The following is a 24998-nucleotide window of genomic DNA, read 5'->3' as shown; positions in this document are numbered from 1 at the left end:
GAAATGTTTTCATTTCGTGAAAATATTATTGTAAATGTTCAACCTTTCTAGATTTAATGTTACAATAGCAAGTATGAAAAACTGCATGGAGGTTTGAAGAATGGCAGGAGGATCTAGATTCCAACAGAAACAACAAAAACGTCGTCAAAACGGTGTTTTAAATATTGCAATTGCAATTGTATTAATATTAGTAGCTATTGTATCATATCAATTGTTTGTTCCTGAAAGAAAAGAGCAAGCGTCTTCTAGTGATAAAAAAGTAGCTCAGCAAACAACGAAAGAGAATAAAGCTGAGAAAGCTAAAGGCAAAGAAGAGACGAAGAAGAACGAGCAAGAGAAAGCAGAGGCTAAGAAGAAGGAAGAAGAAGAGAAGCTAAAGGCTGAAGAAGAAAAGAAAAAAGCTGAAGAAGAAGCGAAAGCTAATGAGAAAATACCAGCTGAAAAAACAGTATCAAAAGCAAAAGATGCTTATACAAAACCTTCTTGGAAGCCAGTTGGAACAGAACAAGGTGCATCACCAGCGGGGACGTTTAATAAAGGATCAGCAAATTGGAATGAGATGATAAAAGCGATTTCTACTGCTGTCGAAGTTCCAGAAAACCAATTAGTGCTTCATTGGGTTGGGCGAGATAAGACTGGAAAGAGCCAAGCCTATGGCGATGTTCAGGATAAGCAAAGTGGTAAAAAATATTATGTGAATATTGATTGGGTAGACAATGAGGGCTGGAAACCAGTACTTGTTCAAACTCTAAACTAAAAAAGAGAAGCTCCTTAGGGGCTTCTCTTTTTTAGTTAGCGTAATTTTTTTAATTTAAAATGAACAACCGCGCTATAATATGGCCTTTTGCTTTCGGGATCCATAACCATTTGATGCGAGATATGATGAACTTCAAGCATAAGTGCTTTATTATTATCGATTTGTTCACTAATTTTTCGTTCCAAAGAAGCTAAGTCTCCTGCTTCGAAAAACTCTACTTTATCTTCTAACATTTCAAAGGTAAATGACATGAAGACGACCCCTCTCCTATGTAATCAACTATAGTGTAACAAAGAAAAGAAGGAAATACCATGTACATTTCAATTGACATTTTTAGAAAGAGGGCATATCATACTGATAAAACCGATAAGAAAAAGGGGGATTTTTATGGGGACAGAATTTAATGGTTTATTTGATGAGTGGGCTCATACGTACGACTCATTTGTACAAGGCGAAGATATACAATATAAAGAAGTTTTCGCCCATTATGAGGACATTCTAGAGGATGTAGTTAACAAGTCATTTGGTAATGTATTAGAATTTGGTGTTGGTACTGGCAATTTAACAAATAAATTATTATTTGCTGGCCGCACAGTTTACGGTATAGAACCGTCACGTGAAATGCGCATGATTGCAAAAGAGAAATTGCCAAAAGAATTTTCCATTACAGAAGGTGATTTTCTTTCGTTTGAAGTCCCAAATTCAATTGATACCATAGTAAGCACCTACGCATTTCATCATTTAACAGATGATGAAAAAAATGTAGCGATTGCGAAGTATAGTCAATTGCTAAACAAAGGTGGTAAAATAGTGTTTGCTGATACGATATTTGCAGATCAAGATGCATATGATAAAACTGTTGAAACAGCAAAACAAAGAGGTTTCCATCAGTTAGCAAACGATTTGCAAACGGAATATTATACACGTATTCCAGTCATGCAGTCTATTTTTGAAAACAATGGCTTCCATGTAACGTTTACGAGATTAAATCATTTCGTTTGGGTAATGGAGGCAACTAAGCAATAGAAAGAGGGATTAGATTGAGAATTGCTGTAATTGGAGCAATGGAAGAAGAAGTACGTATTTTACGTGACAAATTAGAACAAGCAGAAACAGAAACGGTTGCGGGTTGTGAATTTACGAAAGGACAATTAGCAGGACATGAAGTAATCTTGTTAAAGTCTGGTATTGGTAAAGTAAATGCAGCGATGTCAACGACAATTTTATTAGAAAGATATAAGCCTGAAAAAGTAATTAATACTGGTTCAGCTGGTGGCTTCCATCATTCTCTAAATGTTGGAGATGTAGTTATTTCAACAGAAGTTCGTCATCATGACGTAGATGTAACAGCATTTAACTATGAGTATGGTCAAGTACCAGGAATGCCGCCTGGATTCAAGGCTGATGAAGCATTAGTTGCGTTAGCTGAGAAATGTATGCAGGCAGAAGAAAATATTCAAGTTGTAAAAGGCATGATTGCAACAGGTGATTCATTTATGAGTGATCCGAACCGCGTTGCAGCAATTCGTGATAAATTTGAAGACCTTTATGCAGTAGAGATGGAAGCAGCAGCTGTTGCACAAGTATGCCACCAATATGAAGTTCCGTTTGTTATTATTCGTGCACTTTCTGATATTGCTGGTAAAGAATCAAATGTTTCATTTGATCAATTTTTAGATCAAGCAGCTCTTCATTCTACAAACTTTATCGTAAAAGTACTAGAAGAGTTAAAGTAATGTAACAAAAAGGCAACTGTCTCATATAAAGAAAATACATACAGTTGCCTTTTCTTTATTGGCAAATAAGGGGGAGAACACGATGAATGTATATCGTGGAGTTCATGAGTTGATTGGTCATACACCAATTGTAGAAATTACCCGTTTTTCACTTCCAGAAGGGGTCCGTTTATTTGCAAAGCTTGAATTTTATAACCCAGGTGGAAGCGTTAAGGACCGTTTAGGAAGAGAATTAATCGAAGATGCGCTAGAAAAAGGGCTTGTTACCCAGGGTGGAACAATTATTGAACCGACTGCTGGAAATACTGGTATTGGACTGGCACTTGCAGCGTTACAACATGATTTACGCGTTATTGTTTGTGTACCAGAGAAATTTAGTATTGAAAAACAAGAATTGATGAAAGCACTAGGCGCAACGGTCGTGCATACACCGACTGAGCAAGGAATGACCGGCGCAATTGCAAAAGCAAAAGAATTAGTAAATGAAATACCGAATTCATACTCTCCAAGTCAGTTTGCGAATGAAGCAAACCCGCGTGCTTATTTCAAAACACTAGGTCCTGAACTTTGGTTGGCACTGAACGGAGAGATTAACATATTTGTTGCAGGAGCAGGAACTGGTGGTACATTCATGGGGACTGCATCTTATTTGAAAGAAAAAAATGTAGATATAAAAACGGTTATTGTGGAACCAGAAGGATCCATTTTAAATGGTGGTAAAGCTGGTTCGCATGAAACAGAAGGGATCGGCCTTGAATTCATCCCGCCATTTTTGAAAACATCTTATTTTGATGAAATTCATACAATTTCTGATCGAAATGCATTTTTACGAGTAAAGGAATTAGCGCAAAAAGAAGGACTGCTCGTTGGGAGCTCTTCAGGAGCAGCATTTCATGCAAGTTTACTTGAAGCAGAGCAAGCGGCGCCAGGTACAAATATTGTAACGATTTTTCCTGATAGTAGTGAGCGTTATTTAAGCAAAGACATATACAAAGGATGGGAATAAAAAATGAGAGCAAAGACAAAGTTAATTCATGGTATTCGCATAGGAGAACCTTCAACTGGATCTGTAAATGTACCGATTTATCAAACAAGTACGTACAAACAAGAAGCAGTTGGTAAGCATCAAGGATATGAATATTCACGTACAGGCAACCCAACACGTGCAGCTTTAGAAGAAATGATTGCAGTATTAGAAAACGGTCATGCTGGTTTTGCATTTGGTTCAGGAATGGCTGCTATTACAGCTACAATTATGTTGTTCTCACAAGGTGACCACGTTATTTTAACAGATGATGTGTATGGTGGAACGTACCGCGTTATCACGAAAGTATTAAATCGCTTCGGTATTGAGCATACATTTGTAGATACAACCAACTTAGAGGAAGTTGTAGAAGCAATTCGTCCAAATACGAAAGCGATTTATGTGGAAACACCAACGAACCCATTACTGAAAATTACTGATATTAAGAAAATATCTACTCTTGCTAAAGAGAAAGATTTATTAACAATTATCGATAACACATTCATGACGCCATATTGGCAGTCACCGATTACTTTAGGAGCAGACATTGTACTTCATAGTGCAACGAAATATTTAGGAGGGCATAGTGACGTAGTTGCAGGCCTAGTAGTTGTAAATAGCCCGCAATTAGCAGAAGACCTTCATTTTGTACAAAACTCAACAGGAGGCATTCTTGGCCCACAAGATAGCTTCTTACTACTTCGTGGTTTAAAAACATTAGGAATTCGAATGGAAGAGCATGAAACGAATTCACGCGCAATTGCTGAGTTTTTAAATAACCATCCAAAAGTAAATAAAGTATATTACCCAGGTCTTGAGTCACATCAAAACCATGAACTTGCAACAGAACAAGCAAATGGATTTGGTGCTATTATCTCATTTGATGTAGATAGCGAAGAAACATTAAATAAAGTACTTGAGAAATTACAATACTTTACACTTGCTGAAAGTTTAGGAGCAGTAGAAAGTTTAATTTCTATTCCATCTCAAATGACACATGCATCAATCCCAGCAGATCGTCGTAAAGAGCTAGGAATTACAGATACATTAATTCGAATTTCTGTCGGTATTGAAGATGGTGAAGATTTAATTGAAGATTTAGCACAAGCACTAGCATAATAAAAATGCACTGCTCATATAGGCAGTGCATTTTTATTACATCATTTTGTGAAGAAATTCACAAAATAGACATACACAAATGAAATTATTTCATGTATATTAAATTCATGAAATGTTAATCACGAACAAACTTGTGAAATGTTTCACAAACAATGAGGTTCATGTAGGAAAGCAACTCTATTTTTTTACGCTAATCGGGACTTATTATGACCTATAGGGTCTTATTTAGTCCACGATAGCAGAATAGGAGGAATTTACATGGTAGTCAAAGAGAAAGTTGTAAATGAAATGCAGGAAGTAAAAGAGATGATTGATACGTTAGTGAATAACGGTCGAAAGGCTTTACAAGCATTAGAAAGTTTTACACAAGAGCAAATTGACAACATTGTTCATGAAATGGCATTAGCAGGTGTGGATCAACATATGCCACTTGCAAAGTTGGCTGTTGAAGAAACAGGTCGTGGTGTATATGAAGATAAATGCATTAAAAATATTTTTGCTACTGAATATATTTGGCATAGCATAAAGAAAGATAAAACAGTAGGGATTATCCACGAAGATCCTCATGAAGAAATAATAGAAATTGCTGAACCTGTCGGTGTAGTAGCTGGGGTAACGCCAGTAACGAATCCAACGTCGACAACAATGTTTAAAGCATTAATCGCGATGAAAACGAGAAATCCAATTATTTTCGCATTTCATCCTTCAGCACAAAACTGTTCCATTGCAGCGGCGAAAACAGTATATGACGCTGCGGTGAAGGCCGGGGCACCAAAACATTGTATTCAGTGGATTGAAAGACCTTCTGTCGAAGCAACGAAACAATTAATGAACCATGAAGGGGTTGCACTTGTTTTGGCCACTGGAGGAGCAGGTATGGTGAAATCAGCTTATTCTACTGGAAAACCCGCGCTAGGTGTAGGTCCTGGTAATGTACCATGTTATATAGAGAAATCAGCGCATATAAAACGAGCTGTTAATGATTTAATTTTATCAAAAACATTTGATAACGGTATGATTTGTGCATCAGAACAAGCAATCATTGTAGACAAGGAAATTTATGATGATGTGAAAACAGAAATGATTGCAAACAATTGTTACTTTGTAACAGAAGAAGAGAGAAGAAAATTAGAAAAGCTTGTTATTAATGAAAATACATGTGCAGTAAATAGTGATATTGTAGGGAAATCAGCACAGTATATCGCAGCATTAGTTGGAATTACTGTGCCTGAAAATACAAAAATGCTTGTAGCTGAAATACAAGGTATCGGAGCAGCATATCCACTATCTCGTGAAAAGTTGAGTCCAGTATTAGCTTGTGTAAAAGCAAATTCATTAGAAGAAGGACTTACATATTGCGAAGACATGTTAGACCTCGGTGGTTTAGGACATTCAGCAGTCATTCATTCTACAAATAAAGAAGTACAAAAACAATTTGGATTACGTATGAAAGCTTGCCGTCTTATTGTAAACGCCCCTTCATCACAAGGTGGAATCGGTGACATATATAATGGATTTATTCCATCACTTACGCTCGGTTGCGGCTCGTATGGGAAAAATTCAGTTTCTCAAAACGTAACAGCGACGCATTTATTAAATATAAAAAGGTTGGCAAATAGAAAAAAGAATATGCAGTGGTTCAAATTACCACCAAAAATTTATTTTGAAAAACATGCGACAGCATATTTAGCAAATATGCCTAACATTTCACGTGCATTTATTGTAACGGATCCAGGAATGGTTGAGCACGGATATGTAGATACGGTTACGCATTATTTACGTAAACATGCAAATGATGTAAAAGTCGAAGTTTTCTTTGAGGTCGAGCCAGATCCATCAGATGAAACTGTGTTTAAAGGTGCGGAAATGATGAGAAGTTTTAAGCCAGATGTAATTATCGCACTTGGTGGTGGTTCAGCTATGGATGCAGCGAAAGGGATGTGGCTTTTCTATGAGCACCCAGAAACAACATTCTATGGAATTAAACAGAAGTTTTTAGATATAAGAAAACGTACATGTAAATATCCGGAATTAGGAAGTAAGGCGCAGTTTGTTGCCATTCCAACAACATCAGGAACAGGATCAGAAGTGACACCATTCGCGGTTATTACAGATAAGAAAAATAATATAAAGTATCCGCTCGCGGATTATGAATTAACACCAGATGTAGCAATTATTGATCCACAGTTTGTAATGACAGTACCACCACATGTAACAGCAGACACTGGTATGGACGTATTAACGCATGCAATCGAGGCGTATGTGTCTGTTCTGGCAAATGACTATACAGATGGGTTAGCATTAAAGGCCATTGATCTCGTATTTAAATATTTACCAAGAGCATTTAAAAATGGAAATGACGAAGAAGCACGAGAAAAAATGCATAATGCTTCTGCAATCGCAGGGATGGCATTTGCAAATGCTTTCCTAGGCATTAATCACAGCTTAGCACATAAAATTGGACCGGAATTTCATATTCCGCATGGGCGTGCGAATGCAATTCTTATGCCGCACGTAGTTCGCTATAATGCTATTAAGCCAAGAAAACACGCATTGTTCCCAAAATATGAGCACTTTGTAGCTGATGAACGCTATGCACATATTGCGAGAATGCTCGGGCTTCCAGCAGGCTCGACAGCAGAAGGTGTGGAATCACTCGTCCAAGCAATTATTGAGCTTGGAAAAAGCTTAAATATAAATATGAGTATTGCAGGACAAGGAGTTGCTAAAGACCAATTTGAAGAGGTTGTTGGATTATTAGCAGAAAGAGCTTTTGAAGATCAATGTACAACAGCTAATCCAAAATTACCTCTCATTTCAGAGTTGAAAGAAATTTATATGGAAGCATATAAAGGGGAGTAATGGTTATGAAAGAGTCGCAATAAAGCGGCTCTTTTTCATTTGGAAAACATCTCCCAGAATGGCTGTATTTACTGGTCTTTAAGTTTAATAGAATATGATACAGTGAAATAGAGGAGTGAGAATATAATGAAAGAATTACAAGGAAAAATAGAAGATTATACTCGGTTCGGACAAATCCTTCTCGCTGTAAGTACATTGTTAATGGTTGGCTTATTGATTCCGAATGGAGCAAAAGAAGCAATACAATCTTTTGTTATGATGGGGAGTACCGTTATATTTTTAAGTTTATCATTCTTTTTCTTTCAGCGTGTGAAAATGATGCGAGAACAGTTAGAGGGAAACGAATGTGAGTAATATTATGAAATAGAGCACTACGAAAAGAACGAATCTTTTTGTAGTGCTTTTTGTTTTTGTAAAAAATGTATGCGGTTTATATTGACAATGATAATCCTTATCAATTAAAGTAGAATAGTAGTTAATGATTATCATTATCAGTTAGAGGTGGAAGAATGAAAAAATCTATTACGCTATTCACAGCGATTTTATCTATTTTTTTCTTGTTAATAGGTTGCAGTGCAAAGGGAGACGAAAAAGCATCTGCAACAAAAACAGAAAAAGAAAAAGAGAAAATCGAAGTTACCGACCTGTCAGGAAGAAAGATAACATTCGATAAAGTACCAGAGAGTTTTGCAACATTAAGTATGGGGGACATGAATATTATTCATGCTTTAGGCGGAAAAATAGTAGGTCGTCCGGATGCAAAAATAACTCTTCCAGAGGATTTAAAGAAAGTACAAGTAATCGGGAATGCACATCAACCGAATTTTGAGCAAATCGCTAGTTTAAAACCGGATGTACTTATTGCTAACAATGGGTTTCAAAAGAATGTTCCAACGGTTGAAGGACAAGGAACGAAAGTAATGATTTCTTCTGCGAATTCTGTACAAGATATTCAAAAGAATATTGAACTATACGGAACGATTATGAAGAAAGAAGATAAAGCAAAAGAACTTAACCAAAAAATCAATGATCAAATGAAGACATATGAGAAAAAAAGCGATGTGAAAGCATTGCTAGTGTATGGAGCACCAGGTACTTATTTAGCAGTATTACCAACATCTTTATCAGGTGATATTTTAGAAAAAACAGGCGGGAAAAATATTGCAGCTGATTTTCCGGAAATGAAGGAATATCCGCAATATGCGCAGCTAAGTGTAGAACGTATTATTGAGGCAAATCCAGATGTGATTTATTTAATTACACATGGAGATCCAAATAGCGTTAAAAAAGCATTTGAAGGCGAAATGATGAAAAATGAAGCGTGGAAAAATTTAGATGCAGTAAAACAAAATCGTGTAGTTATTTTGCCACCAGACTTATTTGGATCAAATCCTGGAACAAAAGTTACAGAAGCAATGGGCTTTATGTATAAAAGTATACAAGATGTAAGGAAATGATACGTATGGAAAGTAGTGAATTAGTAAGAGAAAAGGAACATCCTTTTGCGAAAAAAAGATGGATAATAACAGTTACTTTAGTTGTATTAACGATTCTAGGTCTTTTTTACGGTCTTTTCGCAGGAAGCCTATCCTTTTCTTTACGAGAGATTCTAACAGGGATACAAGATGAAGGTTCGACGGTTCATCGAATTGTATGGGACCTTCGTATACCGAGAGTGCTCGTTGGATTTATAGTAGGAACATGTTTAGCAGCATCTGGTGCACTGCTGCAAGGGGTTATGAGAAATCCTCTTGCAGACCCTGGTATTATCGGGGTTTCATCTGGAGCAGGCCTTGTAGCAATTGTAATTATGATTTTATTCCCTCAGCATATGGCATTTTTACCGCTCGGGGCGTTTGTAGGAGCTTTCATAACGGCGATGGTCATTTATGCTTTATCATGGCAAAAAGGGGCACCGCCTTCAAGGATTGTCTTAGTAGGTGTATCAATCAATTCATTAATTGGTGCAGCGACGTCAGCGTTAATGTTATTACATAGTGACAAAGTACAATCGGTGTTACCTTGGTTAGCAGGTGGCATTGGTGGTGTAAGTTGGGCACATTTAAACATGATTATTTATTATGCAATATTCGCTATTATATTAGCCTTCTTTGGTATAAAGCATATTCGAGTATTAATGCTTGGAGATGAAATGGCGAAATTATTAGGTCATAACGTGGAGAGAAGCCGGTTTTATTTAATAGTAGTAAGTACACTATTAGCTGGAATTGCAGTTAGTGTTTCTGGTCTTATTGGATTTGTCGGTCTTGTTGTACCACATATGTTACGTTTATTAGTTGGAAATGACTATAAATATTTACTGCCATTATCATGCCTTGGCGGAGGGATATTACTTGTTTTCGCGGATGCGATAGCTCGAAGTTGGTTCGATCCAATTGAATTGCCTGTTGGTATTTTATTATCCTTCTTAGGCGGTCCGTTCTTCTTATATTTAATTCATAGAGGAGGAAGACAACGTGATTTCCGTTAATAAAGTGTTTTACGCACATTCTGAAAGATTTCAAATGCAAAATATGAATGTACATATTAAAGCTGGAGAGGTCGTTAGTTTAATTGGACCGAATGGATCAGGGAAATCTACTTTGCTTCGTTTAATGGCAAGACTACTTAAACAAAGCGAAGGGGATATCATTTTAGATGGAAAAAGTATTCATACGATGAAAAGTGCCGATGTAGCGAAGCAATTAGCGATGTTACCACAAATGCATGATCATCAATTAGATTTAACAGTGAAAGAATTAATCGAATTTGGAAGGGGACCTCATAAATCATGGAGAGGTGGCTTAAATAAAGACGATGAAGAAATTGTTGATTGGGCATTGTCTGTTACAAATCTTGAAGGGTATGAATATCGTCTTTTACAATCTTTATCAGGAGGAGAAAGACAACGTGCCTGGATTGCAATGACGCTAGCACAACGCACAAATGTCTTATTATTAGATGAGCCAACAACCTTTTTAGATATCGTTCATCAGTTGGAAGTAATGGAACTTGTGAAACGGTTAAACGAGGAGTTTGGCATGACAATTGTAATGGTTTTACATGATATTAACCAAGCGGCTCAATATAGTGATCGTTTACTCGTATTAAAGCGAGGACAGCTTCAGTATGACGGTATACCAGAAGAAGTGTTATGTCATGAAATGTTTCAACGTGTGTTCGGCATAGAGGTAGATATTTTTCAAGGAAGTGACAAGCCATTTTTCACACCAAAACGAATTTCTAAAAAAGGAGGAGCAAGATGCGAACAGAAGAATGTATTACCACTGAGTTAGTAAGAGAATTTGTTATGGCAGCTCACGGAGATTTAGAAAAAGTACAAGAACTGTTGGCTGAATCGCCAAGCTTACTTCATGCCTCGTACAATTGGGGCGGATCAGATTGGGAAAGTGCGTTAGGGGCAGCGGCACATGTAGGTCGTAAAGATATTGCTCTTTATTTACTAGAAAAGGGTGCTCGAATGGATATTTTCGCGGCCGCGATGCTCGGAGAATTAGAAGTTGTACAAGCTATTTTAGTAGCACAACCAGAGGCATTGCGTGCATCGGGTCCACATGGTATTTCCCTTCTTCAACATGCACGAATGGGTGGAGAAAAAGCACAGCGTGTATTTGAGTACTTAACAGTGATCTCTTAATGACCGCAAAGGTTCTTATGTGCGGTAAACTTTTCACTTTCATATAATTGAAAAGTTTACCGCCCGTTAGAACGGGATAAGTATCTAGTATATTTGAAAATCCTACACCCCCTCAATTGTAGTTTTCGTTATGCTAGTTATGATATGGATACAGTAGACAATATTTGTCTACTGTCTTTTTTAATTCTTTAAAGATTGAATATTTTGTATTTATTCTTTAGTTCATTTAGCCCACTATTTGTGGGCAGTAAGACTCCAGCCTCAAATTTCAGCTAGAGAAAAGAAGTTAGGCGGGAGGTCCACTGTCCGTAAATATTTGATTGGTGAAGGCTAATAATGAGTGAGGATGAACAAAACCGCCCCACTGATTAAAGTTTCACTTTATAATAGATAGTAACAATTCATATACATACAAAACATGATCGTGTAGTTAAGTACAAATTCGAGGGAAGGAGTGCAGAGATGTTTCATACAGATCGTTTAAAAATTCGCAAATATACAATGGATGATTTGCAGTTCTATGCTTCGCTATGGGGAAATGAGAAGGTAATGCGCTATATTGGAAATGGGACGTTAAAAACATATATGCAATGTAAAAAAAGTTTGGAGGAGTGGGTGATTCCTAGCTATAAAAACGGTCTTGGTTTATTTGTATTGATTGAAAAGGAAACGGGAATACGAATTGGTCATGCAGGGTTAGTAAAGCAGCAGATAGATGGAAAAGAAGAAATTGAAATTGGTTATTGGTTATTACCTCAGTATTGGGGAAAAGGGTATGCGAAAGAAGCAGCAGCAGCATTTCGAGACTATGGCTTCCAAGCGTTACGAATGAATAAATTAATTTCTCTTATTAATCCGGATCACCCCGCCTCAATCTTTGTTGCTAGAAAAACAGGGCTTAGTTATGAGAAAACAACTTCATTTCATGGGATGGACGTTCTTGTTTATTCCATTAAACGCGTTGGATGAAAAAAGGTAAATTGCATCTTTTGAAGAATGGTATATAAAAATAAAGGAGGGATTACATGTATATTTATCATAATGGCCTTATTATTCGTGAGGGAACGAATGGTGTGCCAGCATATGCAATTAAAACTTTATTCGAAGATGCTGGTTGGAGTAATGATAATATCCCTTCTTGGCAAATTGAAAAATTCACGATAGCATTTGAAAATTCAACATGGGCATTCACAATTTGGGATGAAGAAGAGATGATTGCGATGGTTAGAGTCATTTCTGATGGAATCATGATCGCGAACATAGTAAATTTAGTTGTGAAATGTGAATATAGAGGGAAGGGATTAGGTAAGAAACTTGTCGCTCTTTGTTTGCAAAAGTTGCCACATGGAGACTGGTTTGCACATACATCTGCGAGTAATTTTGATTTTTATAGAAGTTGTGGTTTTGAGGTGAGAGAGTTATCGAAAAATGGAACATGTGCGTACTACGGGTATCAAGTAGCAAAAAAAGATGGGCACCGATAAAAGTAAGATAGTGTAGAAAAAGGATCGCTATTTTAATAATATAAACTGAACTGAGACTCATTTTATGATAAAATAAAAGAAAATTCAGTTTATTAAACGGGGGATAAAAATGAATGTAAAAGTTGGGGATGTATTTAAATACGAAAGAAGATTTACTGAGGAAGAGGTTTTTGAATTTGCAAATATTACAGGAGATAAAGGTAGGCATCATATGGAATATGATGAAAATGGACGTTTAATGGTTCATGGTTTATTAACTGCTAGTATTGGAACGAAAGTAGGAGAAGAATTACATTACATAGCAAGAGAATTAGTAAGTGAGTTTATTAGACCGGTTTTTACAGGAGATACGATCACTTGTGAATTAACTTTAACAAATGTTGAACAGATGGAAGGATATAAAAAGGTTTCAATCGAGTCAGTTTATCGCAATCAACATGAAAAGACTGTACTAGTTGGGACAAGTTATGGAGTTATAAGGGGATAAAAAGAAGCCTGATTTACAGGCTTCTTTTTTATTTAATAAACACGTTTTCGATTTTCTGCATGACTAGAGATGAGTAATAATGCAGTTTCTTCTCCTATATTACGAACAATATGAGGAACACATGCATTCCAAGAGAAAGAATCACCTTCTTCTACAATTGCAATATCTTCTCCATGTTGAACTTCTAGTTTTCCGCGTAATACAAGGTGACATTCTTCCCCTTCATGGGCATTTGGTATATTTTCTTTCGGAAACCCAGCAGGAATTTCCACGAGATTTAGGCGAAGGCCACCTTGCTCTGCAACATGCTCAATTCTTTGTTCATCTTTTCCGTATACACTGTATTTACGCTCTACCTTTTTGACAACTTTCAACCGATCTTTTTGTTCTAATAATAAATAGGGAAGGGGAACGTTTAAAAAATTGGAGATTGTTTCTAAAGTTGAGATAGATGGTGATGTTTTATTATTTTCAACCTGACTCATAAATCCTTTAGAAAGACCTGTTCCCTCACAAATTTGTGCGATTGTTATGCCTCTACGTTGACGAATTTCACGTATTGCAGAACCAATATTCATAAAATCAAGCTCCTTTTTGTAAACAACTATTTGTATCATAGCAAAAAAAATATATTTTTTCCCAGTGAAAATGAATTGACGAATAAAAAAAATTAGTGTATGTTTTGTAATGTGAATAAAAGTTTTGTATAAGAAAACTATAAAGGAGAGAATGAAATGAATCAACATATTGGTAACTTAATTATTCGTATCGTGTTAGGGGTAACATTCTTTATGCACGGTTTAACAAAATTCCAATCGGGGATTGACAATATTGCAGGGTGGTTTACAAGCATTGGTTTACCAGGAGGTCTTGCATACGGTGTAGCAACAGCGGAAGTAGTTGGTGGTATATTGTTAATTCTAGGTTTAGGTGTAAGATATATTGGATTATTATTTGCACTTGTAATGGTTGGAGCAATTGTAAAAGTAAAATGGTCAGCTGGTTTATTAGGAGATGGAAAAAATCCTGGCTTCGAATTAGAACTTGCATTGTTAGCAATGGGTGCGTACTTATTTGTTGCGAAAGTAGACGGTTTTGTAGATAATTTCTTAAAAGAGAGAATGTTAAAGAAGAACTAAATTAAATGGGGGGCTAACAAGATGAGTTTTCAAATTCATCCCGATACAACACTTGATGTTGTTCATTTATATGTATCAAATATAAAGAAATCACTAGAGTTTTATACAGAAGTACTAAGTATGAAAGTACTAAAAGAAGATGAAATGGTCGTTGCATTTGGGAATGAAAATAACGAACCACTCCTTATCATTGAAGAAAAGAAAGAAGCTTTACCAAAGCAAAGAGGGAGAACGGGGTTATATCATTACGCAATTTTACTACCAAGTAGACAGGATTTAGCGAATATTCTTCGTCATCTTGTAGAAATGGTATATCCACTGCACGGCGGAGCCGACCATTACTTTAGTGAGGCCCTTTATTTAGCTGATCCAGATGGAAACGGGATTGAAATTTATCATGATCGCCAAAAAGAAGTTTGGCGTGATGAGAATGGAGAACTACCATTTGTTAGTAACCCGTTAGCTGGTGAAGAATTATTGCAGCAAGGAATTGCGTGGAATGGTTTTCCAGCTGGTACTGTGATGGGGCATATTCATTTCCATGTAGCTGATTTGGAAGAAGCGAAACGTTTCTATGTGGATGGTCTTGGTTTTGAAGTAACAATCCCAGCTCGTAATGGCGCGTTGTTCGTATCGGCAGGTGGCTATCATCACCATATCGGTTTAAATACGTGGCAAGGTGAAGGAGTAGCACCGCAAATGCCAAATTCTGTTGGCTTGAAATATTTCACAATTGTACTAGCAGATGAAAAACAAAAAGAGCAAGTATGTGAAAGCTTAAAAAATATTGGCAAAATTGCTACGTACAAAGATGGAATATTACAAGCCCAGGATCCATTTGGACATTGTATCCATTTCAAAGTTAAAGGAGAAGCCTAAAAAAGGCTTCTCTTTTTTTTACTTTCTTATAATTGCTTTTTCGTTTTGTAAAAATAGTTCATCAAACTGCTTTGCAAGCTCAAAATCTAGTTTCGTTAAACCTTTTGCATTCCAAGATGACAAAGTAATAATGACTGCTTTATACTGGATAAGGATAAATGGATGGTGATTACGTTCTTCTGATAGTTTGGCGGCTTCAGAGACAAATTCGACTCCTTTTAAGTAGTCGGAAAACATATATTTTCGTTCAATCCATTTTTCATCTTTTATCATCCATTTATCCACCTTTAATAATTCCCCTTGAACTTCTTCTTCAGTTAATCGTAGCATCATTTTTCACATCCTTTACATGCAGTAGTGCAAGACCATTGTTAATAAGGCGTGTTACAGCTTCGTCAGTTGTGAAAGTAGAAAGTTGTTGTAATAATGCTGCTGATGTTTCGTGCCCTTTGTTATGTTCTAAAAGTAATTCTAATATTTCAAGGCGAAGCAGCCATTCTTTCGGATAAAATTTATTTAATACCTCTTGAATTGCTCCTAATTGATCGACATGTGCGTCGTGTAAAATACCTCCACCTCGAATATCACGAACTGTTTGATACATACGATCCAGCTCAGTTAATGCAAGAGGTGCTGGAGTTTCTTCTGTTTCTTCATCAATTGGGAAAAATGATGCTGCATCTGCTGCTCCTGGGAATACTGAAATGATTTGTGAGCCAACAGCCATATCAAATGCACCCCATGAAGCATCAAATAATACGCGGATGTTATAAGTAACTGTGCAATCGATAAAGGAAATAAGAGCAATTTTCTTATCATTTTTTATAATATCTGTTACTTTTCCTTTTACATGAATACCACTTGCAAAAGTAAACTCGGCAATATTTCCAATTGTAATTCCTAATGATTGTAGTTGTTCATCTGTACAATTTTCTAATGCAATATTTTCAGTGAGTAATCCAATTGGTGTTCCAAAGCCGTCACTGTGTACAGCGGTAGAATGATTCGCTAGCTCCTTATTATGAATTGCTAATGCAGTTGGCGAATTTGTTCGCATGTAAATCACTTTACCTGCATCGTTTTCAATTGTCTCGCTGAATGTACCTGTAATCTGTAATCCACTAGTTAGTTCAGCAGTTGCATAGTTTTCAGAGCGAATCGCTTTTTCTAAACCTTCCTTTCCACCTGTTTTAAAGGCCATCGTTTCAGCAAATGTCTCAAGTGCTTCAGTCAGCTCTTCAAATGATTCACAAACAAATAGTTGTGGTTGCATTTTTGTTACGTCATAAGTTGTACCTGTACATGCCTCGATAGAGAATGGAATCTTTTCTACAGCGTCTGTTAAGCAATGTTTGCTTTCGCCAACAGAAGAAAGGAGACCAGCACCATATATTTTTGGAGCATCTATATTTCCGATTAATCCATATTCTACTGTCCACCAGAAAAGACGTGAAATTTGTTCAGCTTCTGATAAACCAGAAACTAACTTTTGTTTTTCAATTACAGTATTTTCAGCAACGGCAACTTCGTCAGGAGTAGAAGTAGGGCTTTCTTTTACGATTGTTAATGTCCGAACAGCTTCAAAAGCATCATGTTCTTCCTTTGTAGAGAAAGCTTTCGCACCAATTTGTCCAAAGCGTTTCACATACTTCGCATATGTAGGATCCAGTAAAATAGGTGCGTGTCCTGCTGCTTCGTGTACGATATCTGGAGCTGGTGTGTACTCGATATTTTCTACTTTGCGAATATCTGTTGCGATTGGTAGTAAGCCGTGTCCTTGGAAATCAAAGAATGCTACGCCGGGAATAAGCCCATCAATTGTTACAGCTCCCCATCCGCTTGGTGCTAAACAGTCATTCATTTCTTCTACCTTTGGAATTGCATCTATATTTATACCAGATGATTGTAGTCCGTTCACATAGGCTGGATGAGCAACGTCTTTTAAGAAACTATGATTTTGTCTCATAATGTAACGCCAAACAGCGTGATTCACCGGTGTATATTGATCATAATGCTGTGTGGATACGAATGGTTTTAAATGCGATGGAATTTCTGTTTTCTTTGTCATTTAGACATCCTCCTTGTTTTCTATAAAATTGAATATTGGTTGGGTATAGCTAGAACCACCACCTTTCAAAAATGTAAGCGCTCATAAAATTTTATCATAAGATTCGGAATTATTTAACATTTGTTTCTGTGAGAAATAGAAAAAGCCCCTATCGGAAAATCCGATAGGGGCGAAAGAATCGCGGTACCACCCTATTTGTAAGTAAAAACATACTTACATCTCAATTAATGATAACGGAAAAACTCCGTCTTTTCCTTCATGCGTACAAGCACTACGAAAAAGAAGCTCCAGAATTGTAATTCATACTTATATATGTGCTAATTTCCACCGACCATTAGCTCTCTGTAACAGGGATATAAGATATTACTGCGATTCTTTCAACGCGTATATATGAAATTGTGCAAAAGGGAAGGACGCAAAAAAGCCCCTATCGGAAAATCCGATAGGGACGATAAAAATCGCGGTACCACCCTAATTGTAAACAGAAAAATTGTTTACCACTCACTTTAAGATAACGGAAAACTCCGTCTTTCTCTTCATGCATTATGTGCACTACGGGAAAGAAGCTCCAGAATTGTAATTCACGCTTGTATATGTACTGATTCGCACCAACCATCAGTTCTCTGAGACAGGGATATAAGCCGCTACTAGTATTCCTTCAAAGCCGATATATAATTCGTTCAACTAAACTATGTTTTGTATTATAAAACTATATTTAAAAAATTGTCAACAATAAATTTTTATCCCGCTTTAATGGGCAGTAAGACCCCCACCTCAAAATTCAGCGAAAGCAAAGAAGTTAGGTGGGGGATCAACTGCCCATTAAAGTCCGATTGGTGAGGGCTAATAATCAGTGGGGGATGAAGAAAACCCCCACTGATTAAAGTTTCACTTTATTTCACTTCTAAATCAACATTTAAATTAGATGTATTTCCAGCTGCATCAGTGGCCACAATGTGAATTATATTTTTACCTTCTTGTAATTGAGCACGATCTAAATAAAGGCCATAGCTTTTCTCCCAAGGGTTCAGGAATGCCTGTTCCCATACACCATTTCCGTTGATTTCATACTGTAGTCTCACTGGAATTCCAGGTGCTACCCAACCAGATTCTGTCATCCAATCTAGTAGAATATCGTCAACTTTTCCACTAATCACAAGATTTTCTTGATCAATTTCATATGTTAATTTCGGTGCAGTTCGGTCAATAAATACTGCTCCTGTTTGCTTTGTTTCTCCGCCAGAGTTAGAAGCAACAGCTTCGATTTGGTATAAGCCATCAGGTAGAGGAGATCCGTCAGTTTTTGTACCATTCCATTGGAAAGATTTATAACCTGGTGTTTCGTTTTTACCTTGATATACCATGCCTTGATATGTCACACGGTCTTTCGTAATTAAATTGGCATGAAACGCTATATCTTCAACTGGTGTAACTAAATAGTAATTGATTAGATTGTCATCTAGTATTTTGTCATTATTTGGACTGAAAGTAGAATTAACGATTTCAAGGCCATCAATACGCTTGTATTCTTTCGGATCAATGCTAAATGTAAATGGAATACGCATTTCTTCAGTTTTTCCTTGTTCTTTTACATACAGATTTCCTGTATATACGCCTTGTGGTAAGGAGCTATCTACAGTAATAGTAAAAGGCTTTTCGATGTTACTATTTGCTTTTAAGCTAATTGAAGAAGGGAAAGAAGTCTGGATTTTTGTTTTTGTATCTAGTAATTCAATACGAGTTGAAAAGTTTTTCTTTTTGCTAGAAAGATTTTGTAACGTAATATTTTGTGTTAGTTTTACTTTGCCGCTATTCGGTTTAATAAGACCGAAGCTTACGTTGTTCGGTTTCACTAACGCATCCGTTTGAGCTGCTTTCGGAATGTTAATTAAACCTGATCCTTGTGCCATGACAGGATATGTATTTTCATTGACATCCTTTAATGTTTTTGCAGTGTTGGCAAGAGCAGATTTCAATTGTTCTGTCGTCCAATCAGGATGCATTTGACGTAGTAAGGCAACGGCTCCTGCTACTTGTGGCGCAGCCATACTTGTTCCGTTATGAGATTCATAGCCGCCTCGTGGTACTGTACTAGTAATTTGTACTCCAGGTGCTACGATATCTGGTTTTATAAGCCAACTTCCTTGTGACGGACCTCTGGAACTAAAGTTGCCAATTAATTCAGTAGGAACGGGTTGTCCAATTTTTATGTTTTTCTTGCGCTTTGTAATTAAGTTTTTCAACTCTTCACCGTTTACATTTGATAATTGCATAACTGGAAGGGCTAGGTTTTCACGTGCAAAGTATTCAGGCATAATATTGATTTCTTTTTCTGTAGAAATTAATAGTACACCAAGTGCACCAGCTTGTTTCGCTTGTTCAGCTTTTACTAACGTACTAGAAGTACCTTGTAAAACAAGTGCAAATTTTCCTTTCACATCTTGTTTTGCATAATCGCTTGGATTACCATAGCCAACATATACAAGTGGAGAATCATTTCCTATTGGAAAATCAGATTTTGATAACGGTAATCCTTGATATGTTTTACTGGAACCAGCTACTTGGAATGTTGGAAACGGGATAGAAACTGTAGATGCGCCAACTGATATAACACTGCTTGCATTACCAGGTGCATCAACAGACCAAGGTTTTGGGCCATCATTTCCATTGGAAACAACTGCAGTAACCCCAAGTTTTGCTGCACGTTCTAACGTTAATGTTACAGGTTGATCAGGTACATTTAAATCTTGTCCAAGGGATAGATTTAACACATCAGCACCATCTTGAATCGCCCGTTCAATACCTTGAATAATATCGTCCGTTGTACCAGTTCCACCGTCATTCATTACACGATAGGCTAGAATAGAAGCATTTGGGGCAACGCCTTTAATTTTTCCGTTACCAGCAATAATTCCAGCTACATGAGTACCGTGTACGTTACCATCCATTGGATCGTCATCTTCATCCACTGTGTCATATCCACCGATATAATTTGCCTTTAAGTCAGGATGTGTATAGTCTACACCAGAGTCGATAATCGCTACTTTCATACCTTTTCCATCAAGCGGTTTGCCAGATGGATCTTTTAACTTCCATGCTTCAGGAGCGCCAATTGTCGGTCCACCGATATTAGGCGCTTCTTCGCTAGTAGCACTTTTCGCTGTTTCATGCAATTTATATGTTAAGTTCGGATAGACTGCTTTTACTTCAGGTAAAGAAGCTAAAGCAGCAACTTGATCTCCTGGGATAGAAATAGAGAATCCAGAAAATAACGTACTATACGTTTCTTTTATCTTTGCTTTTGGTGCTTTTTCTTTAATTTTCTTTGTTGTATCCTCTTGCGCCTTTTTTAGTTGTGCATGGTATGATTGCACATTTCCATTTTTTAAATCTGGAGCATGCTGAATGTTACTTTGTGAAGCGAGCGGAGCATGTTGCAATTCTACAATGACTGAAATTTCTTTTGATGTTTTTGTTTCAACATTTTGCGCGATTTTGTTTTCTCCCCACTGTTCAATCGTTGTTTGTAGTTGTGGACTAAATTGCTTCTCCTTTTGCAGTGACTCAGCATGGGCGCTTAAAGCTCCAAAACTTGAAAAGACGAGCGCCATACTTAATAGTGCAGATGTAGTTTTTTTCATTGAAACTCCCCCTAATAAAAAGTGCTAATATTCCGAAAAATAATCTTACAAATTTTTCTGAAATTACATAATCGGATGTTAGTTAAACTATATTTTCGACATAATTCATACCAATCCTCTTTGAATTAAAAATTTATTGGGAAATTTTTTGGGATTATGTCGAATGGGGGATTTTTCACATATTGTAGGTGGGGTGTGAGGAATGCTATGAGGGAAATGGAGGAGTGTTATGAAACGGTTCATAGTAAGCGTTGGTACAATGTTAATCGTATTTTTATGTTCAATTATTAATATTAGCGCGGAACATAATGGGGTGAAGGTGAAAGTTGCTTTTATTCGTCATCATGATCTTTGGATTAAAATTGATGGAAAAGAAAAACAAATAACAAAAGGTGAGTACATAACAGGTCCGAAATGGTCTCATGATGGAGAATGGATTTCTTATGCTAAAGGAAAGAAGCAAAATACCTTGGAGTTGTACCAACTGAAAGATGGAAAGAAAGTTAGGCCATTGCAATCTGAAGTATCGAATTATCAATGGTCACCAAAAGAGAATACAATTGCATTTGTATTTATGAATACATTAAATACGTTTGATGTCAAAAATAAGAATACAGATTTTGAAAATGTATCGGCTGGTGTGGGTGATTATGCATGGTACCCTGATGGAAAGAAGTTTCTTGTATCTTCTGAAGCACACTTACTTCCAACAGGTTGGACAGGAGCTCAGCTATATGAAGTGCAAAAAGATGCACATATGAATCCTCACAAAATGAAGCATTTGTATGCATTACCAAATGAACATGATGATTTTCTAGCGCTAGTTGCAAGTGGATTTGAGTGGTCACCAGATCAAAGGTGGATTTCATTTTTAGCGGTACCGACAGCTTCATGGTCAGCTGATAGTAATACGCTTTGCTTAGTTCGAGCAGATGGAAGTCGATTTGAAAAGGTAGATCAAATGTTATTAAACCCACAATGGTTCAAATGGGCGCCATCCAACAATATATTAGCTTATATTGAAGGGAGCGGGAGAGTTGCGTTAGAGAATAAACATTTAAAAGTAAAAGAACTGCCGGCACTTCAGCAGAACACCTTTACGCCGAAAGGATATGTCGATTGGGATTTTGCATGGAAGAACGATAAAGTAATAATCGTTTCACGAGCAAAAGAGGCAGGGATAGAAACTCCGCCAGAAAAAAGGCCACTACCATCTTTATATGAGATTGATAGTACAAGCGACGAACAACATCAAATCACAAAGCCACCTCATAAGCAAGGTGACTATCATCCCATCTTTATGGAGAAGAACAATCAATTAATATGGATACGTTCAGACCGTAAGAAAGCCAATGTATGGCTGTCCAATAGTGATGGGACACAGGAAAAGAAGTGGATTGAAAATATAGATGTACCAGAATGGTATTATGAGAAATGGAACTGGGAAAATGTCATCTCGGTGAAAGAAGAATAAAAAACATGCCTAAAAAATAATTTTAGGCACGTTTTTTTATTGTTATTTATGTGTTTTATTTGGCTTTTTTTTCGCGGGGTTTCCGTTTCCCTGACGCTTTCTGTTTTGTTCATCTTTTGCTTGTTTTTCATGTAGTGTATCTAAAAAGTCATTCGAGTTACTCATTTTTATATCGCTCCTTTCATTTCGTCCTAATTACTATAACCATTTAGGAGGATAATCATGAGATAAAAGTTAAGCGCTTAATTTTCTTCGATAGTATACGTAAAATATGCCATATGTAATAAATAGCATAAGTAAAACTTGTAACTCTACATTTTCTTTTAAAATAGTTGCGATAGAAGATGGTAAGTAAGGTGATGTATTACTCGTTCCTAAACCTAACCATTTGTTTAAGAGATTAATGATACAAAACATGAAAACACCAGACCAGCTTGCAATAATTGCTTTCTGTTTAATCTTTGTTTCACGTTCATCATCTGTAATCCAAGGATTAGCAGTTTTATCACTATTAAAAAATCCATTTATGTATCCCCATATGATCATTCCGATAAAGGCGATAATCCATTTCATATTTGTGATTCCCCTCTCTCTTGTAAAAAGTATTTTACATATATAATTGTAATGTTTTCCAATTAATTGTGTCAAATGTTTTTTACATACCAGTTTTTCATATAGCAGGAATAAAGAATGAAATAGGGAAGAAATATGTAAGAGGATTTCATAGTGAGAGGAGGCTGGATATGAAACTCGTCTTTGTTCGGCACGGTGAAGGAGAACATACAAAAGATTTGCCGTCAAGTTTACAAGTGTTGCATCCACCATTAACGGATGAGGGAAAGAATCAGGCTAAATTACTTCAATTCAATGTGCCATTACAAGAAACGGATATATTAATTGTTAGCCCTACATGTAGAACTTTACAAACAGCGGCAATATGGAGTGCGAAAGTAGATTGTCAAACAATCGTCCATCCATATGTATCCCCGCGTATTTTTCCTTATCGAGAAGGAGCGAAAACATTACCATGTGACGACATAGTAGATCAGGGGATAATAACAAATTTATTTCCACATTTTTCGATAGAGAAAAGTAAAAATAAGCAGTTATGGATGGAAGGTATAAATACTATTTCAGAGAATAGGTTTCAGCAAATAGTAGATGAATTTCTTCTTCGGTGTTATGAGCTAGGTGCTGAAAGAATTTGCATTGTATCTCACGACGGGACAATTACAGCGTATAGGCAATATGTGCAGAAAGTCGTTTTAACTAGATCTGATTTTTTGCAAGAAACGGGTATATATGAAATGGATGTATCCCTTAAAAGTCTGATTGATGAGATCTAATGATAGGATGGAGGGTGTATTTTGAATGTTGCACTAGTAGTTGGGTTTAACTCTGATTTAGAGGCGCAATCAATCCGAGCATCGCTTGAATATTTTGGGGCAAAAGTTATAACATACTGGATTGGTAGACCGAGAGAGTTCATTAATATTCTTTCTGGAAAGGGTTTATATAACGATATCAATTATGTTATTTTTTGCTTTCATGGTGAGGAAGGAAAGTTTGTCATGGAAGAGTTAGGTGAAGATATATATGAACAAGATGAACCGAGGGGATACTTTGGTGCAGCAGAAATTTATAAATATGCAAAATTGCATAATACACATATTGTAAATAGCGGGTGTACATTAGGGGAGCGAAAACTAGCAGAATCTTTCTTACGTAGTGGGGCGAAATCGTATATTGGATCGATAGATTATGTAGATGGGAATGCAGCACTTATGCTTACAATACGCGTATTTTATGGGCTTATTAACCATGAAAAAACGTTAGAAGATGCTTTTCAAGAGGCGAAATTAATCGATGAGGAGACACATACATTTCAATTCTATAAATAGTAAAAAACGCCTTTATTCTATATTCGAATAAAGGCGTTTCACATTTAACTCACATTTTTTTTACATTTTCTTCAATGAAAATGATTATCACCTATGGTATGATATGTTCAAGTTTTTGCAGGTGAAAAAAGTTACTATATAAACGTTAGTTTTGAATGTTTCATACACATGTCACGAATTATTCATAATTAACGTTTTAAAAATAAGTAACTAATGTTATTATATTATCTGTAACTAACTTAATTACAACTTTAGGAGGAAGATATGGTTATTCAATTTTTAAGAGAAAACAAAGCAGTTTCTTTTGTGTTGGCAATAATTCGAGTGTATCTTGGTTACACATGGTTAATGGCTGGAATCGGTAAACTACAAGGAAAAGGATTCGATGCAACTGGTTATTTACAAGGTGCAATTGAAAAATCTAAAGGAGCACAACCGGCCGTTCAATCTTGGTGGGCATCATTTTTACAAGACTTCGCAATTCCAAACGTTGATTTATTTAATACACTTGTAATGTGGGGAGAGATTTTAGTCGGGATTGGTTTAATTGTAGGCTGTTTAACAAAAACAGCGGTCTTTTTCGGTCTTGTAATGAACTTTTCCTATATGTTTAGTGGGTCAATTGGTGTAAACCCTGAAATGGTTATCCTATCAATGTTCGTTCTAGTCTCTGGTATGAACGCTGGTAAATTTGGAATAGATGGTTTCGTTATTCCGAAAGTATTAGGATCAAAAACTCAAAAACGCCAAAAGCAAGCTGCTTAATATA

At 36.5% G+C, this 24998-nt stretch carries 27 protein-coding genes and 2 other annotated features; of the genes, 20 read left to right on the top strand and 7 right to left on the bottom strand.

Annotation, left to right across the window (positions count from 1 at the left end; all coding sequences use genetic code 11):
* Nucleotides 1-100 precede the first annotated feature (100 nt).
* Nucleotides 101-757 (top strand): YrrS family protein, encoded by a 657-nt coding sequence (locus J0835_RS21460; RefSeq protein ID WP_087982070.1) that lies wholly within the window; start codon nt 101-103, stop codon nt 755-757.
* Between the two features lie 35 nt (nt 758-792).
* On the opposite strand, the gene J0835_RS21455 is transcribed toward J0835_RS21460, so the two are convergent.
* The gene (locus J0835_RS21455; protein ID WP_000010984.1) at nt 793-1008 is read right to left on the bottom strand and encodes a YrzA family protein; all 216 of its coding nucleotides are present in this window, start codon (nt 1006-1008) and stop codon (nt 793-795) included.
* Nucleotides 1009-1144: 136 nt separating this feature from the next.
* Between J0835_RS21455 and J0835_RS21450 the strand changes: the two genes are divergently transcribed.
* From J0835_RS21450 to J0835_RS21390, 13 genes are all read left to right on the top strand, one after another.
* On the top strand, nt 1145-1783 hold the full coding sequence (locus tag J0835_RS21450) for a class I SAM-dependent DNA methyltransferase (RefSeq protein WP_000536314.1): 639 nt from the start codon (nt 1145-1147) through the stop codon (nt 1781-1783).
* Between the two features lie 14 nt (nt 1784-1797).
* A complete protein-coding gene (mtnN, locus tag J0835_RS21445; RefSeq protein WP_001217038.1) occupies nt 1798-2493 on the top strand; it encodes a 5'-methylthioadenosine/S-adenosylhomocysteine nucleosidase in 696 nt (231 codons plus the stop codon).
* Between the two features lie 82 nt (nt 2494-2575).
* Nucleotides 2576-3499 carry an O-acetylserine dependent cystathionine beta-synthase gene (locus J0835_RS21440; RefSeq protein ID WP_087982068.1) on the top strand — a complete coding sequence of 308 codons (924 nt, stop codon included), beginning with the start codon at nt 2576-2578 and terminating at the stop codon, nt 3497-3499.
* A gap of 3 nt (nt 3500-3502) precedes the next feature.
* Nucleotides 3503-4636 (top strand): bifunctional cystathionine gamma-lyase/homocysteine desulfhydrase, encoded by a 1134-nt coding sequence (locus J0835_RS21435; protein ID WP_087982066.1) that lies wholly within the window; start codon nt 3503-3505, stop codon nt 4634-4636.
* Nucleotides 4637-4894: 258 nt separating this feature from the next.
* Complete coding sequence (gene adhE, locus J0835_RS21430) at nt 4895-7498, top strand: bifunctional acetaldehyde-CoA/alcohol dehydrogenase (RefSeq protein ID WP_087982064.1); 2604 nt, start codon at nt 4895-4897, stop codon at nt 7496-7498.
* A 126-nt stretch (nt 7499-7624) separates the two neighbouring features.
* Complete coding sequence (locus J0835_RS21425) at nt 7625-7852, top strand: YrhC family protein (protein WP_000661457.1); 228 nt, start codon at nt 7625-7627, stop codon at nt 7850-7852.
* A gap of 155 nt (nt 7853-8007) precedes the next feature.
* Complete coding sequence (locus tag J0835_RS21420; RefSeq protein ID WP_333728162.1) at nt 8008-8955, top strand: ABC transporter substrate-binding protein; 948 nt, start codon at nt 8008-8010, stop codon at nt 8953-8955.
* A 5-nt stretch (nt 8956-8960) separates the two neighbouring features.
* Nucleotides 8961-9989, top strand: coding sequence for a FecCD family ABC transporter permease (locus tag J0835_RS21415; RefSeq protein WP_333728161.1), 1029 nt, complete (start codon nt 8961-8963; stop codon nt 9987-9989).
* The gene (locus tag J0835_RS21410) at nt 9976-10794 is read left to right on the top strand and encodes an ABC transporter ATP-binding protein (protein ID WP_048562253.1); all 819 of its coding nucleotides are present in this window, start codon (nt 9976-9978) and stop codon (nt 10792-10794) included. The genes J0835_RS21415 and J0835_RS21410 overlap by 14 nt, the downstream gene beginning before the upstream one ends.
* Nucleotides 10761-11156, top strand: coding sequence for an ankyrin repeat domain-containing protein (locus J0835_RS21405; RefSeq protein ID WP_087982058.1), 396 nt, complete (start codon nt 10761-10763; stop codon nt 11154-11156). The genes J0835_RS21410 and J0835_RS21405 overlap by 34 nt, the downstream gene beginning before the upstream one ends.
* Before the next feature lie 390 nt (nt 11157-11546).
* Nucleotides 11547-12125, top strand: a complete 579-nt coding sequence (locus tag J0835_RS21400) for a GNAT family N-acetyltransferase (RefSeq protein ID WP_254913133.1) — start codon at nt 11547-11549, stop codon at nt 12123-12125.
* Nucleotides 12126-12181: 56 nt separating this feature from the next.
* Nucleotides 12182-12640, top strand: coding sequence for a GNAT family N-acetyltransferase (locus J0835_RS21395; RefSeq protein WP_087982054.1), 459 nt, complete (start codon nt 12182-12184; stop codon nt 12638-12640).
* A 109-nt stretch (nt 12641-12749) separates the two neighbouring features.
* Nucleotides 12750-13127 (top strand): MaoC/PaaZ C-terminal domain-containing protein, encoded by a 378-nt coding sequence (locus J0835_RS21390; protein WP_087982052.1) that lies wholly within the window; start codon nt 12750-12752, stop codon nt 13125-13127.
* Nucleotides 13128-13159: 32 nt separating this feature from the next.
* Here the strand turns inward: J0835_RS21390 and J0835_RS21385 are convergent, their stop codons facing one another.
* Nucleotides 13160-13705 carry a helix-turn-helix domain-containing protein gene (locus J0835_RS21385; protein WP_001020697.1) on the bottom strand — a complete coding sequence of 182 codons (546 nt, stop codon included), beginning with the start codon at nt 13703-13705 and terminating at the stop codon, nt 13160-13162.
* Nucleotides 13706-13861: 156 nt separating this feature from the next.
* Between J0835_RS21385 and J0835_RS21380 the strand changes: the two genes are divergently transcribed.
* Nucleotides 13862-14266: a DoxX family protein gene (locus tag J0835_RS21380; protein ID WP_087982050.1), complete on the top strand. Its 405-nt coding sequence runs from the start codon at nt 13862-13864 to the stop codon at nt 14264-14266.
* A gap of 21 nt (nt 14267-14287) precedes the next feature.
* Entirely contained in the window at nt 14288-15145 is an 858-nt protein-coding gene (locus tag J0835_RS21375) for a VOC family protein (protein ID WP_087982048.1), read from the top strand.
* Nucleotides 15146-15163: 18 nt separating this feature from the next.
* Here J0835_RS21375 and J0835_RS21370 read toward each other — a convergent pair whose 3' ends face one another.
* From J0835_RS21370 to J0835_RS21360, 3 genes are all read right to left on the bottom strand, one after another.
* On the bottom strand, nt 15164-15478 hold the full coding sequence (locus J0835_RS21370) for a 4a-hydroxytetrahydrobiopterin dehydratase (RefSeq protein WP_046957588.1): 315 nt from the start codon (nt 15476-15478) through the stop codon (nt 15164-15166).
* Nucleotides 15459-17213, bottom strand: coding sequence for an aromatic amino acid hydroxylase (locus J0835_RS21365; protein ID WP_087982046.1), 1755 nt, complete (start codon nt 17211-17213; stop codon nt 15459-15461). The genes J0835_RS21370 and J0835_RS21365 overlap by 20 nt, the downstream gene beginning before the upstream one ends.
* 162 nt (nt 17214-17375) lie before the next feature.
* Nucleotides 17376-17603, bottom strand: a binding site (T-box leader).
* A 51-nt stretch (nt 17604-17654) separates the two neighbouring features.
* Nucleotides 17655-17884, bottom strand: a binding site (T-box leader).
* Nucleotides 17885-18106: 222 nt separating this feature from the next.
* A complete protein-coding gene (locus J0835_RS21360) occupies nt 18107-20854 on the bottom strand; it encodes a S8 family serine peptidase (protein WP_087982043.1) in 2748 nt (915 codons plus the stop codon).
* Between the two features lie 229 nt (nt 20855-21083).
* Between J0835_RS21360 and J0835_RS21355 the strand changes: the two genes are divergently transcribed.
* Nucleotides 21084-22328, top strand: a complete 1245-nt coding sequence (locus J0835_RS21355; protein WP_087982041.1) for an eIF2A-related protein — start codon at nt 21084-21086, stop codon at nt 22326-22328.
* A 42-nt stretch (nt 22329-22370) separates the two neighbouring features.
* Here the strand turns inward: J0835_RS21355 and J0835_RS21350 are convergent, their stop codons facing one another.
* Nucleotides 22371-22493: a DUF4023 domain-containing protein gene (locus J0835_RS21350; protein ID WP_000071861.1), complete on the bottom strand. Its 123-nt coding sequence runs from the start codon at nt 22491-22493 to the stop codon at nt 22371-22373.
* 69 nt (nt 22494-22562) lie between these two features.
* Nucleotides 22563-22901: a phosphoglycerate mutase gene (locus J0835_RS21345; protein WP_087982039.1), complete on the bottom strand. Its 339-nt coding sequence runs from the start codon at nt 22899-22901 to the stop codon at nt 22563-22565.
* A 170-nt stretch (nt 22902-23071) separates the two neighbouring features.
* Between J0835_RS21345 and J0835_RS21340 the strand changes: the two genes are divergently transcribed.
* The 3 genes from J0835_RS21340 to J0835_RS21330 all read left to right on the top strand — a co-directional run bounded on the left by J0835_RS21340 (nt 23072) and on the right by J0835_RS21330 (nt 24994).
* On the top strand, nt 23072-23674 hold the full coding sequence (locus J0835_RS21340; protein WP_087982037.1) for a histidine phosphatase family protein: 603 nt from the start codon (nt 23072-23074) through the stop codon (nt 23672-23674).
* Nucleotides 23675-23692: 18 nt separating this feature from the next.
* The gene (locus J0835_RS21335) at nt 23693-24229 is read left to right on the top strand and encodes a delta-aminolevulinic acid dehydratase (protein WP_087982035.1); all 537 of its coding nucleotides are present in this window, start codon (nt 23693-23695) and stop codon (nt 24227-24229) included.
* Between the two features lie 264 nt (nt 24230-24493).
* Nucleotides 24494-24994 carry a DoxX family protein gene (locus J0835_RS21330; RefSeq protein ID WP_087982033.1) on the top strand — a complete coding sequence of 167 codons (501 nt, stop codon included), beginning with the start codon at nt 24494-24496 and terminating at the stop codon, nt 24992-24994.
* Nucleotides 24995-24998 lie beyond the last annotated feature (4 nt).

The sequence above is a fragment of the Bacillus cereus group sp. Sample62 genome, from assembly GCF_036851315.1.
GTDB lineage: Bacteria > Bacillota > Bacilli > Bacillales > Bacillaceae_G > Bacillus_A > Bacillus_A wiedmannii.
The sequence above is the reverse complement of the archived record's forward strand: the minus strand, read 5'-3'. Positions and strand labels throughout refer to the sequence as shown.

Excerpts from the sequence above, each read along its gene's own strand:
- J0835_RS21460 (WP_087982070.1), top strand. The coding sequence starts at position 101 with ATGGCAGGAGGATCTAGATTCCAACAGAAACAACAAAAACGTCGTCAA.
- J0835_RS21455 (WP_000010984.1), bottom strand. The coding sequence starts at position 1,008 with ATGTCATTTACCTTTGAAATGTTAGAAGATAAAGTAGAGTTTTTCGAA.
- J0835_RS21450 (WP_000536314.1), top strand. The coding sequence starts at position 1,145 with ATGGGGACAGAATTTAATGGTTTATTTGATGAGTGGGCTCATACGTAC.
- J0835_RS21440 (WP_087982068.1), top strand. The coding sequence starts at position 2,576 with ATGAATGTATATCGTGGAGTTCATGAGTTGATTGGTCATACACCAATT.
- J0835_RS21435 (WP_087982066.1), top strand. The coding sequence starts at position 3,503 with ATGAGAGCAAAGACAAAGTTAATTCATGGTATTCGCATAGGAGAACCT.
- adhE (WP_087982064.1), top strand. The coding sequence starts at position 4,895 with ATGGTAGTCAAAGAGAAAGTTGTAAATGAAATGCAGGAAGTAAAAGAG.
- J0835_RS21425 (WP_000661457.1), top strand. The coding sequence starts at position 7,625 with ATGAAAGAATTACAAGGAAAAATAGAAGATTATACTCGGTTCGGACAA.
- J0835_RS21420 (WP_333728162.1), top strand. The coding sequence starts at position 8,008 with ATGAAAAAATCTATTACGCTATTCACAGCGATTTTATCTATTTTTTTC.
- J0835_RS21415 (WP_333728161.1), top strand. The coding sequence starts at position 8,961 with ATGGAAAGTAGTGAATTAGTAAGAGAAAAGGAACATCCTTTTGCGAAA.
- J0835_RS21405 (WP_087982058.1), top strand. The coding sequence starts at position 10,761 with ATGCGAACAGAAGAATGTATTACCACTGAGTTAGTAAGAGAATTTGTT.
- J0835_RS21395 (WP_087982054.1), top strand. The coding sequence starts at position 12,182 with ATGTATATTTATCATAATGGCCTTATTATTCGTGAGGGAACGAATGGT.
- J0835_RS21390 (WP_087982052.1), top strand. The coding sequence starts at position 12,750 with ATGAATGTAAAAGTTGGGGATGTATTTAAATACGAAAGAAGATTTACT.
- J0835_RS21385 (WP_001020697.1), bottom strand. The coding sequence starts at position 13,705 with ATGAATATTGGTTCTGCAATACGTGAAATTCGTCAACGTAGAGGCATA.
- J0835_RS21380 (WP_087982050.1), top strand. The coding sequence starts at position 13,862 with ATGAATCAACATATTGGTAACTTAATTATTCGTATCGTGTTAGGGGTA.
- J0835_RS21375 (WP_087982048.1), top strand. The coding sequence starts at position 14,288 with ATGAGTTTTCAAATTCATCCCGATACAACACTTGATGTTGTTCATTTA.
- J0835_RS21370 (WP_046957588.1), bottom strand. The coding sequence starts at position 15,478 with ATGATGCTACGATTAACTGAAGAAGAAGTTCAAGGGGAATTATTAAAG.
- J0835_RS21365 (WP_087982046.1), bottom strand. The coding sequence starts at position 17,213 with ATGACAAAGAAAACAGAAATTCCATCGCATTTAAAACCATTCGTATCC.
- J0835_RS21360 (WP_087982043.1), bottom strand. The coding sequence starts at position 20,854 with ATGAAAAAAACTACATCTGCACTATTAAGTATGGCGCTCGTCTTTTCA.
- J0835_RS21355 (WP_087982041.1), top strand. The coding sequence starts at position 21,084 with ATGAAACGGTTCATAGTAAGCGTTGGTACAATGTTAATCGTATTTTTA.
- J0835_RS21350 (WP_000071861.1), bottom strand. The coding sequence starts at position 22,493 with ATGAGTAACTCGAATGACTTTTTAGATACACTACATGAAAAACAAGCA.
- J0835_RS21345 (WP_087982039.1), bottom strand. The coding sequence starts at position 22,901 with ATGAAATGGATTATCGCCTTTATCGGAATGATCATATGGGGATACATA.
- J0835_RS21340 (WP_087982037.1), top strand. The coding sequence starts at position 23,072 with ATGAAACTCGTCTTTGTTCGGCACGGTGAAGGAGAACATACAAAAGAT.
- J0835_RS21330 (WP_087982033.1), top strand. The coding sequence starts at position 24,494 with ATGGTTATTCAATTTTTAAGAGAAAACAAAGCAGTTTCTTTTGTGTTG.